The sequence below is a fragment of the Albidovulum sediminis genome, assembly GCF_025380365.1.
Classification (GTDB): Bacteria; Pseudomonadota; Alphaproteobacteria; order Rhodobacterales; family Rhodobacteraceae; genus Albidovulum; species Albidovulum sediminis.
On sequence record NZ_JAOCQF010000002.1, the window covers coordinates 138,149 to 150,801 of the forward strand.

At 67.7% G+C, this 12,653-nt stretch carries 15 protein-coding genes; 10 read left to right on the top strand and 5 right to left on the bottom strand.

Annotated elements, in window-relative coordinates:
• Positions 1-64: 64 nt before the first annotated feature.
• Positions 65-385 carry an antibiotic biosynthesis monooxygenase family protein gene (locus N5I32_RS12335; RefSeq protein WP_261496179.1) on the top strand — a complete coding sequence of 107 codons (321 nt, stop codon included), beginning with the start codon at positions 65-67 and terminating at the stop codon, positions 383-385.
• 10 nt (positions 386-395) lie between these two features.
• Here N5I32_RS12335 and N5I32_RS12340 read toward each other — a convergent pair whose 3' ends face one another.
• A complete protein-coding gene (locus N5I32_RS12340; RefSeq protein ID WP_261496180.1) occupies positions 396-1,316 on the bottom strand; it encodes a zinc ABC transporter substrate-binding protein in 921 nt (306 codons plus the stop codon).
• A gap of 90 nt (positions 1,317-1,406) precedes the next feature.
• On the opposite strand from N5I32_RS12340, the gene N5I32_RS12345 reads away from it, so the two are divergent.
• Genes N5I32_RS12345 through N5I32_RS12360 form a run of 4 tightly spaced genes read left to right on the top strand, consistent with a single transcriptional unit; the run spans position 1,407 to position 5,055 of the window.
• Complete coding sequence (locus tag N5I32_RS12345; protein WP_261496181.1) at positions 1,407-1,904, top strand: transcriptional repressor; 498 nt, start codon at positions 1,407-1,409, stop codon at positions 1,902-1,904.
• The gene (locus N5I32_RS12350) at positions 1,901-2,710 is read left to right on the top strand and encodes a metal ABC transporter ATP-binding protein (protein WP_261496182.1); all 810 of its coding nucleotides are present in this window, start codon (positions 1,901-1,903) and stop codon (positions 2,708-2,710) included. Before N5I32_RS12345 ends, N5I32_RS12350 begins: the two co-directional genes overlap by 4 nt.
• Positions 2,703-3,488, top strand: coding sequence for a metal ABC transporter permease (locus N5I32_RS12355; RefSeq protein WP_261496677.1), 786 nt, complete (start codon positions 2,703-2,705; stop codon positions 3,486-3,488). Before N5I32_RS12350 ends, N5I32_RS12355 begins: the two co-directional genes overlap by 8 nt.
• Positions 3,489-3,543: 55 nt before the next feature.
• Complete coding sequence (locus N5I32_RS12360; protein ID WP_261496183.1) at positions 3,544-5,055, top strand: malonate--CoA ligase; 1,512 nt, start codon at positions 3,544-3,546, stop codon at positions 5,053-5,055.
• Here N5I32_RS12360 and N5I32_RS12365 read toward each other — a convergent pair whose 3' ends face one another.
• The 4 genes from N5I32_RS12365 to N5I32_RS12380 all read right to left on the bottom strand — a co-directional run bounded on the left by N5I32_RS12365 (position 5,056) and on the right by N5I32_RS12380 (position 7,858).
• A complete protein-coding gene (locus tag N5I32_RS12365; RefSeq protein ID WP_261496184.1) occupies positions 5,056-5,676 on the bottom strand; it encodes a trimeric intracellular cation channel family protein in 621 nt (206 codons plus the stop codon).
• A complete protein-coding gene (gene rnhA, locus N5I32_RS12370) occupies positions 5,663-6,142 on the bottom strand; it encodes a ribonuclease HI (protein ID WP_261496185.1) in 480 nt (159 codons plus the stop codon). The genes N5I32_RS12365 and rnhA overlap by 14 nt, the downstream gene beginning before the upstream one ends.
• Before the next feature lie 71 nt (positions 6,143-6,213).
• Complete coding sequence (gene ispH / locus N5I32_RS12375) at positions 6,214-7,161, bottom strand: 4-hydroxy-3-methylbut-2-enyl diphosphate reductase (protein WP_261496186.1); 948 nt, start codon at positions 7,159-7,161, stop codon at positions 6,214-6,216.
• 124 nt (positions 7,162-7,285) lie between these two features.
• A complete protein-coding gene (locus tag N5I32_RS12380; RefSeq protein ID WP_261496187.1) occupies positions 7,286-7,858 on the bottom strand; it encodes a LabA-like NYN domain-containing protein in 573 nt (190 codons plus the stop codon).
• Positions 7,859-7,974: 116 nt separating this feature from the next.
• On the opposite strand from N5I32_RS12380, the gene folK reads away from it, so the two are divergent.
• The 5 genes from folK (at position 7,975) to N5I32_RS12405 (ending at position 12,652) form a co-directional block, all read left to right on the top strand.
• Positions 7,975-8,550, top strand: coding sequence for a 2-amino-4-hydroxy-6-hydroxymethyldihydropteridine diphosphokinase (folK, locus tag N5I32_RS12385; protein ID WP_261496188.1), 576 nt, complete (start codon positions 7,975-7,977; stop codon positions 8,548-8,550).
• A 79-nt stretch (positions 8,551-8,629) separates the two neighbouring features.
• On the top strand, positions 8,630-8,983 hold the full coding sequence (gene rpoZ / locus N5I32_RS12390; RefSeq protein WP_261496189.1) for a DNA-directed RNA polymerase subunit omega: 354 nt from the start codon (positions 8,630-8,632) through the stop codon (positions 8,981-8,983).
• Positions 8,984-9,012: 29 nt separating this feature from the next.
• Positions 9,013-11,133, top strand: a complete 2,121-nt coding sequence (locus N5I32_RS12395; RefSeq protein WP_261496190.1) for a RelA/SpoT family protein — start codon at positions 9,013-9,015, stop codon at positions 11,131-11,133.
• 25 nt (positions 11,134-11,158) lie between these two features.
• Positions 11,159-11,815 carry a DUF2062 domain-containing protein gene (locus N5I32_RS12400; RefSeq protein ID WP_261496191.1) on the top strand — a complete coding sequence of 219 codons (657 nt, stop codon included), beginning with the start codon at positions 11,159-11,161 and terminating at the stop codon, positions 11,813-11,815.
• 93 nt (positions 11,816-11,908) lie between these two features.
• Positions 11,909-12,652, top strand: coding sequence for a pyridoxine 5'-phosphate synthase (locus N5I32_RS12405; protein WP_261496192.1), 744 nt, complete (start codon positions 11,909-11,911; stop codon positions 12,650-12,652).
• The last annotated feature ends 1 nt before the right edge of the window (position 12,653 follow it).

The following is a 12,653-nucleotide window of genomic DNA, read 5'->3' on the forward strand; positions in this document are numbered from 1 at the left end:
AGCCTGTTTACAGGACCCGGTCGCGGGCGCCATAGTCGGGTCAGGACGCGCCAGGGAGGAAGCCATGCCCTCGATTTCGAAAGAGTTCTCCGGCCAGACAGTGATCACGACCTTCGAGATGACCCCCGGCACGGCGCAGGACCTTATGGACGAACTGCGGGAGGCCTATGACAGGTTCATTTCGCACCAGCCCGGCTTCATCGGCGCGGGCCTGCACATGAACGATGCACAGACCCGCATCGCCAACTATTCGCAGTGGCGGCGGCGCGAGGATTTCCAGGCCATGCTGCGGACCCCGGAGATGCGGGAAAGAAACCGGCGCATCGCGTCGCTCTGTTCCCGGTTCGAGCCGGTGATGTACGAGGTCATGGCCAGTTACGACTGAGCCCGCCGGCTCAGTTCCCTTCGGCCAGGCAGTCGCGGAACGCCGCCGCCGTCCCCTCCAGCACGGCGCCGTAAAGGCCCGGCCCGGGTTCCTGAGCGCGACCCTCGGGATCGAGCGGGCGGCCGATCCGGGCGGATGTGCCCTCTGCCAACGCCGCGATGATCTTCGGATCGCTGCCGGCTTCCGGAAAGACGCAGGCCGCGCCGCCCTGTTCAAGAAGGGCGCGAATCGCGCTCAGATGCGCCGCGCCGGGTGTTGCGGCGTCGCCTTCGGAAATGCGCTCAGCGATGGTCAGGCCGAAGCGATCCGCAAAGTAGCCCAGCGCATCGTGGGACACGACGACCGGCGCGCGGGGGGTGGCGGCCAGATCGGCCTCGATCGTCGCAACCACGGCCGCGATGGCAGCCTTCGCGGCGACTGCGTTGGCGCGGTAGGTGTCGGCATGTTCGCCGTCCATCTCGGCAAGCGTCCCCGCAATCGTGTCGAGCCAGAGGGCGGCGTTGGCAGGGTCAAGCCAGGCATGCGGGTCGGTGGCGCCGTGGTCGTGGTCGTGCTCGTCTTCATGATCGTCACCCGGCGCGTCCGCGTCGTCGAAGGGGCGAATCCGGGTGCCGTCCACCTGAAGGAGGGCGACCGAACGGCCGGGTGCGGCGGCCTCAAGCGCGCGGTCCAGCCAAGGTGTCATCTCCGGCCCGATCCAGAAGACGACATCGGCGGCACCGAGCTCGCCGCGTTGGGACGGGCGCAGCTGAAAGTCGTGCGCATCCGCGCCGCCGACCAGCAGAACGCCCGGTGTCCCCAGTTCCCCCATGACGGACGCAACCAGCGAATGGACGACCGGCGTGTCGGTCACGACCTGCGGAACTTCGGCGGCGGCCGGGGCGGCGGCCGAAGTGGCGGCGAGGGCGAGGGTCAGGGCGAGGCTGCGCATGGGAACTCCGTCTTGCGGGCATCCGGCTCATATCTTATGTTATATCGTAACAGTCAAGACGTATTGTGATAACATAACGTAAGGGGCGAAATGACCCAAGGTTGCGACAACGCGGTCCTGGCGTTTGCCAAGCACGACCACGGCCATTGCACGGATGATGTCCTGGCCCGGGCCGACGCGCTTTCGGAAGAACGCGGCGTCCGGCTGACCCCTGTGCGCCGCCGCGCGCTTGAGATCCTGCTTGAGGCGCACAGGGCCATGGGCGCCTACGAGGTGCTGGAGCGGCTTGCGGCGGAGGGCTACGGCAACAAGCCCCCCGTCGCCTACAGGGCGCTGGAGTTCCTGGTCGAACAGGGACTGGCGCACCGCATCCGGCGGCTGAACGCCTTTGCCGCCTGCATGCATCCGGGCGAGACGCATGCCCCGGCCTTCTTCATCTGCCGGACCTGCGGCGCGGTTGCCGAGGCCCCGGCCGAGGCGGTTCGCGCGGCGATGGAGGTTGCGGCCCGTGCGCTCGGCTTTGCCATCGAGCGCATGAACGCCGAGGCCCTGGGCCTGTGCCCCGGCTGCGCGGAGGCGGCACGATGAAACTGGTCGAGGCGCGCGGGCTGACCATCCGCCACGGCGACCGCACGATCCTGTCTGCGGTCAACCTCTCCATCACCAAGGGCGAGATCGTCACCATCGTCGGCCCGAACGGGTCGGGCAAGTCGACGCTCATCAAGGCGTTGATCGGACTTGAGAAACCTTCGCAAGGACAGGTGAACCGGGCGCCCGGTCTCAGCATCGGCTATGTTCCGCAGCGGCTGCACCTCGATGCCCGCCTGCCGATGAGCGTGCGGCGGTTCCTGTCGCTGCCCGACCGCGTGACGGACGCCGCAGCGCAGGTGGCGCTGGCGCGCGTGGGCGTGCCGGGGCTGGGTGCGCGGCAGATGGCGGTGCTGTCGGGCGGGCAGTTCCAGCGTGTCCTGCTGGCGCGCGCGCTGCTGTCCTCGCCCGAAATCCTGATCCTGGACGAGCCCACGCAGGGCCTTGATCAGCCGGGCGTGGCCGCCTTCTACCGCCTGGTCGAAGAGGTCAGGGCCGAAACCGGCGTCGCCGTCCTGATGGTCAGCCACGACCTTCATGTGGTGATGAGCGCGACCGACCGCGTCATCTGCCTGAACGGCCATGTCTGCTGCGAGGGCGCGCCGCACATCGTGTCCGAGGCCCCCGAATACCGGGCGCTTTTCGGGCTGGGAACCGGCGGGGCGCTGGCGCTCTACCGCCATGTGCATGACCATGACCATGACCACGACCATGATCACGACCACGGGCATCACCACCATCATCCCGCCGCGCCGCGCGATGCCGCGGACCCGTCCCGCCAAACGCATGAGCGCCACGATGCCTGACGACTTCCTGATCCGCGCTGCCATCGCAGGCATGGGCCTCGCGCTGGCGACCGGCCCGCTTGGCGCTTTCGTCGTCTGGCGCCGGATGGCGTTCTTCGGCGATGCGACCGCGCATGCCGCGATCCTCGGCGTGGCGCTTGCGCTCGCCGCCGACCTTCCGCTTCAGTCCGGCATGCTGGCGGTGGCGCTGGCGATGGGCCTGATCGCCGCAGCGCTGACCGGGCGCGGACAGGCCGCCGATACCGTGCTGGGTGTGCTTGCCCATTCCGCCCTTGCCTTCGGTCTGATCGCCGTGTCCTTCCTTCCCGCCGTCCGCACCGACCTGTCGGCCTACCTCTTCGGGGATATCCTGGCGGTCACGACCGCTGACCTGGCCTGGGTGTGGGGTGGGGTCGCACTGGTGCTCGGCCTGCTCCTGTGGCGCTGGCAGGCGCTTCTGACCGCGACCGTGGACGAGGCGCTGGCGCGCGCCTCCGGGATCGACCCGCGCCGAGAGGGGCTGGTGCTGACGCTCGCGCTGGCGGTGGTCGTCGCGGTGGCGGTCAAGATCGTCGGCGCGCTCCTGATCGCGGCGATGCTGATCATCCCGGCCGCCGCCGCACGCGGCCTGGCGCGGTCGCCCGAGGCGATGGCGCTTTTCGCTACGGCCTTCGGCGCCCTTTCGGTGCTGGGCGGGCTCTGGCTGTCCTTGCGCCTCGACACGCCCGCCGGGCCGTCGATCGTGGCCGCCGCGGCGGTGATCTTCGCGCTCAGCCTGTTCCCCCGCCGCGCCGCCTAGATTTCCGCCGGCGCGGAAGGTAAGGGCGAAGGGAAGACGGGTATCAGGGGGCGGCATGACGAACCACCTTTACGACGCGCTGTTCGGGCGCCACGCGGGCAGCGACGCCACCTTCCTGATCCTGGCCGACGGGCAAACGCTTTCCTATCGCGACTTCCTGGCGATGATCGGCCGCCATGCGCAGGCGCTCAGGGCTGCGGGCCTGCGCCCCGGCGACCGGGTGGCCCTGCAACTGGAGAAAAGCCCCCAGATGCTGGCCGTGATCGCCGCGGCGATCCGCGCGGGGGTCGTCTTCCTGCCGCTCAACACCGCCTACACCCCGTCCGAGGTGGCCTACTTCGTCGGCGATTCCGGGGCCCGCCTGCTTCTGGCCGATGCAGCGCGGGCCGAGACGCTCGCCCCCGTTGCGGCAGACTGCGGCGCGGCGCTCCTGACGCTCGACGCCGATGGCGGCGGCAGTTTCGGCGCCCTCGCGCGCGGGCAGGCAGAGGATTTCCCGACGGAGCCTTGCGGGCCCGGGACGCTTGCCGCGCTCCTCTACACCTCGGGCACGACGGGGCGGTCGAAGGGGGCGATGCTCAGCCACGGTAACCTCCTGTCGAACGCCGAGGTTCTGGTCGACCACTGGCGCTTCACCGGGGCCGACGTGCTGCTCCACGCGCTGCCGATCTTCCATACCCACGGCCTATTCGTCGCGACGAACGTGGCGCTCCTTGCCGGATGCCCGATGATCTTCCTGCCGAAGTTCGACGCCGATGCGGTGATCCGGGCCCTGCCTCGGGCAACCGCGATGATGGGTGTGCCGACCTTCTACACCCGCCTGCTCGATGACCCGCGCCTGACCCGGGACCTTGTCGCAGGCATCCGGCTTTTCATCTCGGGTTCCGCGCCGCTTCTCGCCGACACCCACCGAGAGTGGGAGGGCCGGACCGGCCACCGCATCCTCGAACGCTACGGCATGACCGAGACCAACATGAACACCTCGAACCCCTGTGAGGGGGAACGCCGCCCGGGCACCGTCGGCTTGCCCCTGCCGGGGGTGGAACTGAAGGTATGCGACAGCGAGGGGCGCGAGGTTCCGCAGGGCCAGATCGGCGTGATCGAGGTGCGCGGCCCGAACGTCTTCCAAGGCTACTGGCAGATGCCGGAAAAGACGAAGGAAGAACTGCGCGCGGATGGCTTCTTCATCACCGGCGACCTCGGGCGGATCGACGCGGACGGCTATGTCACCATCGTCGGCCGGGCGAAGGACCTGATCTTCTCGGGCGGCTTCAACGTCTACCCGAAAGAGGTCGAGATGGCGCTCGATGCCTGCCCCGGCGTTCTGGAAAGTGCCGTTATCGGCGTGCCGCATCCCGACTTCGGCGAAGCCGTGGTGGCCGTCGTGGTAGCCGCGAAGGGCGTGACGCTCGACCCGGAGGCGCTGGGAAAGCATCTCGCGCAGGAGATCGCGGCCTTCAAGCGCCCCAAGCACATCGCCGTCGTTCCCGACCTGCCGCGCAACACCATGGGCAAGGTGCAGAAGAACCTCCTGCGCGAGCGCTTCCGCGGCCTCTTTCAGGCCTGATTACCGGCGTGGCGGGCGCGAGCGATAGACCGGCAGGCGCCATCCGAACAGAAGGCTGCCTGCCCGCAGGGTGAAGGTAACCGCGGCGCAGGCGGGAAGGGCGACGCTCTCGGGCGCGACCTGCGATGCAAGGATCGCCGCCGCCGCCCCGGCCAGGGCTGCGGTCACATAAAGCTCCCCCTGCTTCAGGACCAGCGGCACCTCGTTGCAGACGACATCGCGCATGAGCCCGCCCAGGCAACCCGTCGCCACGCCCATCAGCAGCACGACCGCCGCGCCATGGCCCAACGCCATCGCCACCCCGGTTCCGGCCGGAACCGCGACCGCAAGGGCCAGCGCGTCGAGCCAGGTCAGCAGCTTCAGCCTGCTCTCGAACAGATGCGCGGTGAAGAATACCAGGGCCGCCGCCGCGACCGCCGCCAGAATGAACCCGGGCTCGGCAACCCAGAAGACCGGGTTGCGGTCAAGGATGACATCGCGCACCGTGCCGCCCCCGGTGGCGGTCAGAGCGGCGACAAAGGCGAAGCCGACGATGTCCAGCTGCGCGCGGCTCGCGACCAGCGCCCCCGTCAGCGCGAAGACGATAACGGAGGCATAGTCGAGAAGCTCAAGCAGCGTCATTCGTCCCCGCCCTTCGCGGCTTGAACGGCGCCATGCCCGCCCGCGCCAGCTCGTCGGCGCGTTCGTTCTCGGGATGACCCGCATGTCCCTTGATCCATTCCCAGGTCACCCGGTGGCCGGCCTGCACCGCATCGAGCCTTTGCCAGAGATCGACATTCTTCACCGGCTTCCTGTCCGCGGTGCGCCAACCGTTCCGCTTCCAGCCGTGGATCCAGGTCATCACGCCGTTCTTCACATAGGCGCTGTCGGTGACGATGGTGATCGTCGACGGCCACTTCAGCGCCTCCAGCGCGGAAATCGCCGCCAGCAACTCCATGCGGTTGTTCGTCGTCTCCGCCTCGCCGCCCTTCAATTCGCGCTCGCGCACGACGCTGCCGGCCTCGACGGCCCGCATCAGCACGCCCCATCCCCCCGGCCCCGGATTTCCAGAACAGGCCCCGTCGGTAAAGGCGAAAAGATCCGGCATCTGCTTCTTCTTTTTCCAAATATCCTCGGGGGTGTGGGGGCAGACAGCCCCCACGGCCCGCCCGCCGCCGGTCAGGCCGGAATGCGGAGCGCGCGCGGGACCTTGAACTCCACGTTCTCGCGCGCGGTCTCGACCATTTCCACCGTCACGTCGAACCGTGCCCGGAATGCGTCGATGACCTCGTTCACCAGCACCTCCGGCGCCGAGGCCCCGGCGGTGACGCCGACCGACCGCAGCCGCCCGAGCGCGCGCCAGTCGATGTCGCCGGCGCGCTGCACCAGTTGCGCGTGCGCGCAGCCCGCGGCACGGCCGACCTCGACCAGCCGGCGCGAGTTCGACGAATTCGGCGCCCCGATCACCAGCAGCGCGTCGATCTTCGGCGCGATCGCCTTCACGGCCTCCTGCCGGTTCGTGGTGGCATAGCAGATGTCTTCCTTGTGCGGCCCGACGATGGCGGGGAAGCGCGTCTTCAAGGCCGCGACCACTTCGGCGGTGTCGTCGACCGACAGCGTCGTCTGGGTGATGAAGGCCAGCCGGGCCGGATCGCGGGGCGCGATCTTGGCCACGTCCGCCACCGTCTCGACCAGGATGACCTCGCCTTCCGGCAACTGGCCCATCGTGCCCAGGGTCTCGGGGTGGCCGGCGTGGCCGATCATCACCATCTGCAGGCCGTTCTCGTGGTGCCGCTCCGCCTCGATATGGACCTTGGAGACCAGCGGGCAGGTGGCATCGACGAAGGTCATGCCGCGCCGCGCGGCTTCGGCCGGTACCGCTTTCGGCACGCCATGGGCGGAAAAGATCACCGGCCGGTCGGCGGGGCAGTCGTCGAGGTCCTCGACGAAGACCGCGCCTTTCGCCCGCAGGCCGTCGACGACGAAGCGGTTGTGCACGATCTCGTGGCGGACATAGACGGGTGCCCCCCATTTCTCGATCGCCATCTCGACGATGCGGATGGCGCGGTCGACGCCGGCGCAGAAGCCGCGCGGCGCTGCCAGGTAAAGGGTGAGCTGTTCGGTCATCGCGTCCTCGGTCCGTCGTGCCGGGACACTAAGCCAGCCCCGGGTCCGAGACAACCGGCCGTCCGCCGCCTGCGGGGCGCGGCCTGCGCCGGGGCCGGCCCGCCCCGCTGCGGTCGCCGCCGGCTCACTTACCGCCGGCGGCCTCTTCCTCACGCTCGTAGCGGGGCTCGCGCGGCGGCCGCCCGATCACCTCGCGCAGCGCGTCAAGCTCGATGAAGTTGTCGGCCTGCCGGCGCAATTCGTCGGCGATCATCGGCGGCTGCGAGCGGATCGTGGAGACGACCGAGACCCGCACCCCCTGCCGCTGCAGGCTTTCGACCAGCGGGCGGAAATCGCCATCGCCCGAGAACAGGACGATGTGATCGACGCGGGGGGCAAGTTCCATGGCATCGACGGTCAGTTCGATGTCCATGTTGCCCTTGACCTTCCGCCGGCCCTGGCTGTCGGTGTATTCCTTCGCGGGCTTCGTCACCATGCAGAAGCCGTTGTAGTGCAGCCAGTCCACCAGTGGGCGGATCGGCGAATACTCGTCGTTCTCCAGCAGCGCGGTATAGTAGAACGCGCGCAGAAGCTTGCCCCGCCGCTCGAACTCCTGCCTGAGAAGCTTGTAGTCGATGTCGAACCCGAGCGCCTTCGCGGCCGCATAGAGGTTCGACCCGTCGATGAACAGCGCAAGCCGTTCGTCCTTGTAGAACATCAAATGTTCCTTCCAAAATAGGTGTTGCCGAAGTCCGTTCCGGCGGCACCGGGTTGGCCAATCCGGTTTCGGCGAAGGTCTGAGTGGAGCTACAGTAAGCAACATCGGGAGGGTCAATGGTATCTGTCCAAAAGGATAGGCAGGCGCTGATCGCGCTCGGCGGAAACCTTCCGGCCGGAACGGTCGGGTCGGCCGACCTCCTGCGCATCGCCCTGGCCGATCTTGCCGGCAGGGCGGGGCGGCTTCAGGCGGTCAGCAGGTTCTTCTTGACACCGGCCTTCCCGGCCGGGTCCGGGCCGGACTACGTCAATGCCGCGGCCCTTCTGTCCACCGCGCTTGCCCCCGGTGCGCTGCTTGCGGTGCTGCACGATGTCGAGGCGCTGCACGGGCGCGAACGGACGACGCGCTGGGGCGCGCGCACGCTCGACCTCGACCTTCTCGCGATGGGGGACAAGGTCTTGCCCGACGCGGCCACCCAGGACCGCTGGCGAGCGCTTGACCCCGCGCGCCAGCGCGAGGTGGCGCCGGACCGTCTGATCCTGCCCCATCCCCGGCTTCAGGACCGCGGATTCGTGCTTGTGCCGCTGATGGACATCGCCCCCCTGTGGCGCCATCCGCGGACGGGGAAGACGGTCGCGGAGATGGCCGCTGCCCTGCCCGAGGCCGACAAAGCGGCGATCCGGCCGCTTTGAGGGGGATTCCGTGCTTGTCAAGGCTGGACATAGGGCATAAATAGCGGCTTCCACCTTCCCAGATGGATTGGAGTAGCCGATGGCCCGCGTGACGGTCGAAGATTGCGTTGACAAGGTTCCGAACCGGTTCGAGCTGGTCATGCTCGCGGCGCATCGTGCGCGCGAAATCGCCGCAGGCTCCGGGCTGACGATCGACCGCGACAACGACAAGAACCCCGTCGTGGCACTGCGCGAGATCGCGGACGAGACGCAGACCGCCGCGGAACTGCGCGAGCGGATGATCGAAAGCCACCAGACGCAGATCGAGGTCGACGAGCCCGAGGATGACGCCATGGCGCTTCTGATGCGGACCGAGGTCGATCGTCCCGCCCACGACGACATGGACGAAGAGCGTCTTCTGCGCCAGTTGATGGAAGCGCAGGGCCAGGGCTGAAGGCTCACGCCCGGGACGAGCGGACCACGATGATCGACGTCGAAGACCTCATCGCCCTTGTCCACAACTACAATCCGCACACCAATGCCGACCTGATCCGGCGCGCCTATGACTATGGCCGCCGGATGCACGAGGGCCAGAAGCGCCATTCGGGAGAAGATTACTTCTCCCACCCCGTCGCCGTCGCCGCGATCCTGACCGAGCAGCGGCTGGACGACGCCACCATCGTGACGGCGCTGTTGCACGACACGATAGAGGATACCAAGTCCACCTTCGCCGAGGTCGCCCGCCAGTTCGGCGAGGAGATCGCGGAACTGGTGGACGGGGTCACCAAGCTGACCAACCTGCAACTGTCCTCGACCGCCTCGAAGCAGTCGGAAAACTTCCGCAAGCTGTTCATGGCGATGTCGAAGGACCTGCGGGTCATCCTCGTCAAGCTGGCCGACCGGCTGCACAACATGCGCACCATCAAGTCGCTGCCGGCCGAAAAGCAGGCGCGCAAGGCGCGCGAGACGATGGACATCTTCGCGCCGCTCGCTGGCCGCATGGGCATGCAGTGGATGCGCGAGGAGCTTGAGGACCTGTCCTTCCGCGTCCTCAACCCCGAGGCGCGATCCTCGATCATCCGGCGCTTCATCACGCTCCAGAAGGAAACCGGCGACGTGATCCAGAAGATCACCGCCGACATCCGGCTGGAGCTGGAGAAGGAGGCGATCGAGGCCGATGTCTACGGCCGCGCCAAGAAGCCCTATTCGATCTGGCGCAAGATGCAGGAAAAGCAGCTTGCCTTCTCGCGCCTGTCGGACATCTACGGCTTCCGCGTGATCTGCCGGTCGGAAAGCGACTGCTACCGCATCCTCGGCGCGATCCACCGCCGCTGGCGCGCGGTGCCGGGGCGGTTCAAGGACTACATCAGCCAGCCGAAGTCGAACGGCTATCGCTCCATCCACACCACCGTGTCGGGGCGCGACGGCAAGCGGGTGGAGGTGCAGATCCGCACCCGGCAGATGCACGAGGTGGCCGAGGCGGGGGTCGCCGCCCACTGGTCCTACCGTGACGGCCAGCGTGCGCAGAACCCCTTCGCTGTCGATCCCGCGAAATGGATCGCCACGCTGACCGAACGCTTCGACACCGGCGAGGATCACGACGAGTTTCTCGAGAACGTGAAGCTCGAGATGTATTCCGACCAGGTCTTCTGCTTCACGCCGAAGGGCGACGTGGTGCAGTTGCCGAAGGGGGCGACGCCCATCGACTTCGCCTATGCGATCCACACCCGGATCGGCAATTCCTGCGTCGGCGCCAAGGTCGACGGGATTCGCGTGCCGCTCTGGACGCGGCTGAAGAACGGCCAGTCGGTCGAGGTCATCACCGCGACCGGGCAGCGCCCGCAGGCGACCTGGATCGACATCGTGGTGACCGGCCGCGCCAAGTCCGCTATCCGCCGCAGCCTGCGGGAAGAGGACCGCGAGCGTTTCGTCAAGCTCGGTCAGGAACTGGCCCGCGTCGCGTTCGAGCATGTCGGCCGCAAGGTCACCGAGAAGGCCCTGAAGATTGCGGCCAAGAACCTGGCCCTGGCCGATGAGAAGGAAGTTCTGGCGCGCATCGGTTCGGCCGAACTGACCGCGAGCGAGGTTCTCGCGGCGATCTATCCCGAACTGGCGCAGAACCCGTCCGAGGAGGTTGATTCGCGCCGGGCCGTCCTGGGCCTGACCGCCGACCAAAGCTTCCGGCGCGCGAACTGCTGCCAGCCGGTGCCCGGCGAGCGGATCGTCGGCATCACCTATCGCGGGCAGGGCGTGGTCGTTCACGCCATCGACTGCCCCGCGCTGGCCGAGTTCGAGGATCAGCCCGCGCGCTGGATCGACCTGCACTGGCACTCGGGTCGGCACGCCGCCGCCTATTCCGTCAGCCTCAATCTCACGATTGCGAACGATGCGGGCGTGCTGGGGCGAATCTGCACCTTGATTGGCACCCACAAGGCCAATATCTCCGATCTGACGTTCGTTGACCGCAAACCGGATTTCTACCGGCTGATTGTCGAGGTCGACCTGCGGGACGCAGAGCATCTTCATGCAGTGCTGACCGCGCTTGAAGCGGAACCGGATGTCGCTCAGGTCGAGCGGTACCGGGACCTGAACCGCAAGCCCTGAGGCAGGGCAGGAAGGAAGCTGACCGGTGGTCTTCAAGCGGCGCAACCCGCGGACCTACCTGCAGATGCTGGCGGAGTCGTTCTGGCCCCGCGGCGGCTGGACGCGCGCCTTCCATTATGTCCGGCACCGCATCCACCGCCTGCCCGACAACCCGCGCAGCATCGCCCGCGGGGTCGCCGCTGGCGTCTTCGTCAGCTTCACACCGCTTTACGGGTTCCACTTCATCGCCGCCTATCTTTCTGCCCGACTTGTGCGTGGCAACGTGCTCGCGGCGCTGCTTGGCACCTTTTTCGGCAACCCGCTTACCTTTCCCATCATCGCCTTCAGTTCCCTCAAGATCGGCCATTTCATCCTCGGGACGGAGTTTGACGAGGCCGCCCATGCCACGCTGTTCGGCGAATTCGTGGGTGCGGGGCAGGACCTGAAGCACAACTTCCTCGCGCTGTTCACGGATACCGTCGCGCATTGGGACAACCTGATCGGCTTCTTCGACAGGGTCTTCCTGCCCTACCTCGTGGGCGGGCTGATCCCCGGCCTGATCGCCGGTGTCGTCAGCTACTGGCTGTCCGAGCCGGTGATCGCCGCCTACCAGAAACGGCGGCGGAAGAAGCTGAAGGACCGGCTGGAGAAACTGCGCGAGAAGCTGCACGCACGCGCCGAGGAGCGGCGCGAGAAGAACTGAGGTGAATTGTACCGATGACGATTCACCCGTTCACAGCGTCCCATGGCCTGTTCTAACGTGATCCCCGACCCATCGACGAACGGAGCAGCTCAGGTGGCGCAACTCAGGCTTGGCGTGAACATCGACCATGTGGCGACCGTCCGTAACGCGCGCGGCACCGCGTGGCCCGATCCCGTGCGCGCGGCGCTTCTGGCCGAGGCGGCGGGGGCGGACGGCATCACCGCGCATCTGCGCGAGGACCGGCGCCACATCGTCGACGCGGATATCGAGCGGCTGATGGCGTCGCTGACGCGACCGCTCAACTTCGAGTGCGCCGCAACGGCCGAGATGCAGGCCATCGCGCTGCGCCACCGCCCGCACGCCGTCTGCATCGTCCCCGAGAAGCGGGAGGAGCGGACGACCGAGGGCGGGCTTGACGTCGCCGCCGACATCGCCCGTCTCACCGACTACATCGCGCCGCTGCGGGAGGCGGGCAGCCGCGTGTCGATGTTCATCGGCCACGATCCCCGCCAGATCGAGGCGTCCGCCCGGATCGGCGCGGCAGTGGTGGAACTTCACACCGGCCATTACTGCGACCTGCATGCCGAGGGTCGTCTTGCCGAACGCGACGCGGAGCTTGCAGCCCTTGCCGAGGGCGCGCGGCTTGCGCATTCGCTGGGGCTGGAGGTCCACGCCGGCCACGGGCTGACCTACGACACCGTCGGACCCATCGCCGCCCTGCCCGAAGTCCGCGAACTCAACATCGGGCATTTCCTGATCGGAGAGGCGATCTTCGTCGGACTGGACACAGCCATCGGCAAGATGCGCCAATTGATGGACGAGTCGCGCGGCGGTTAAG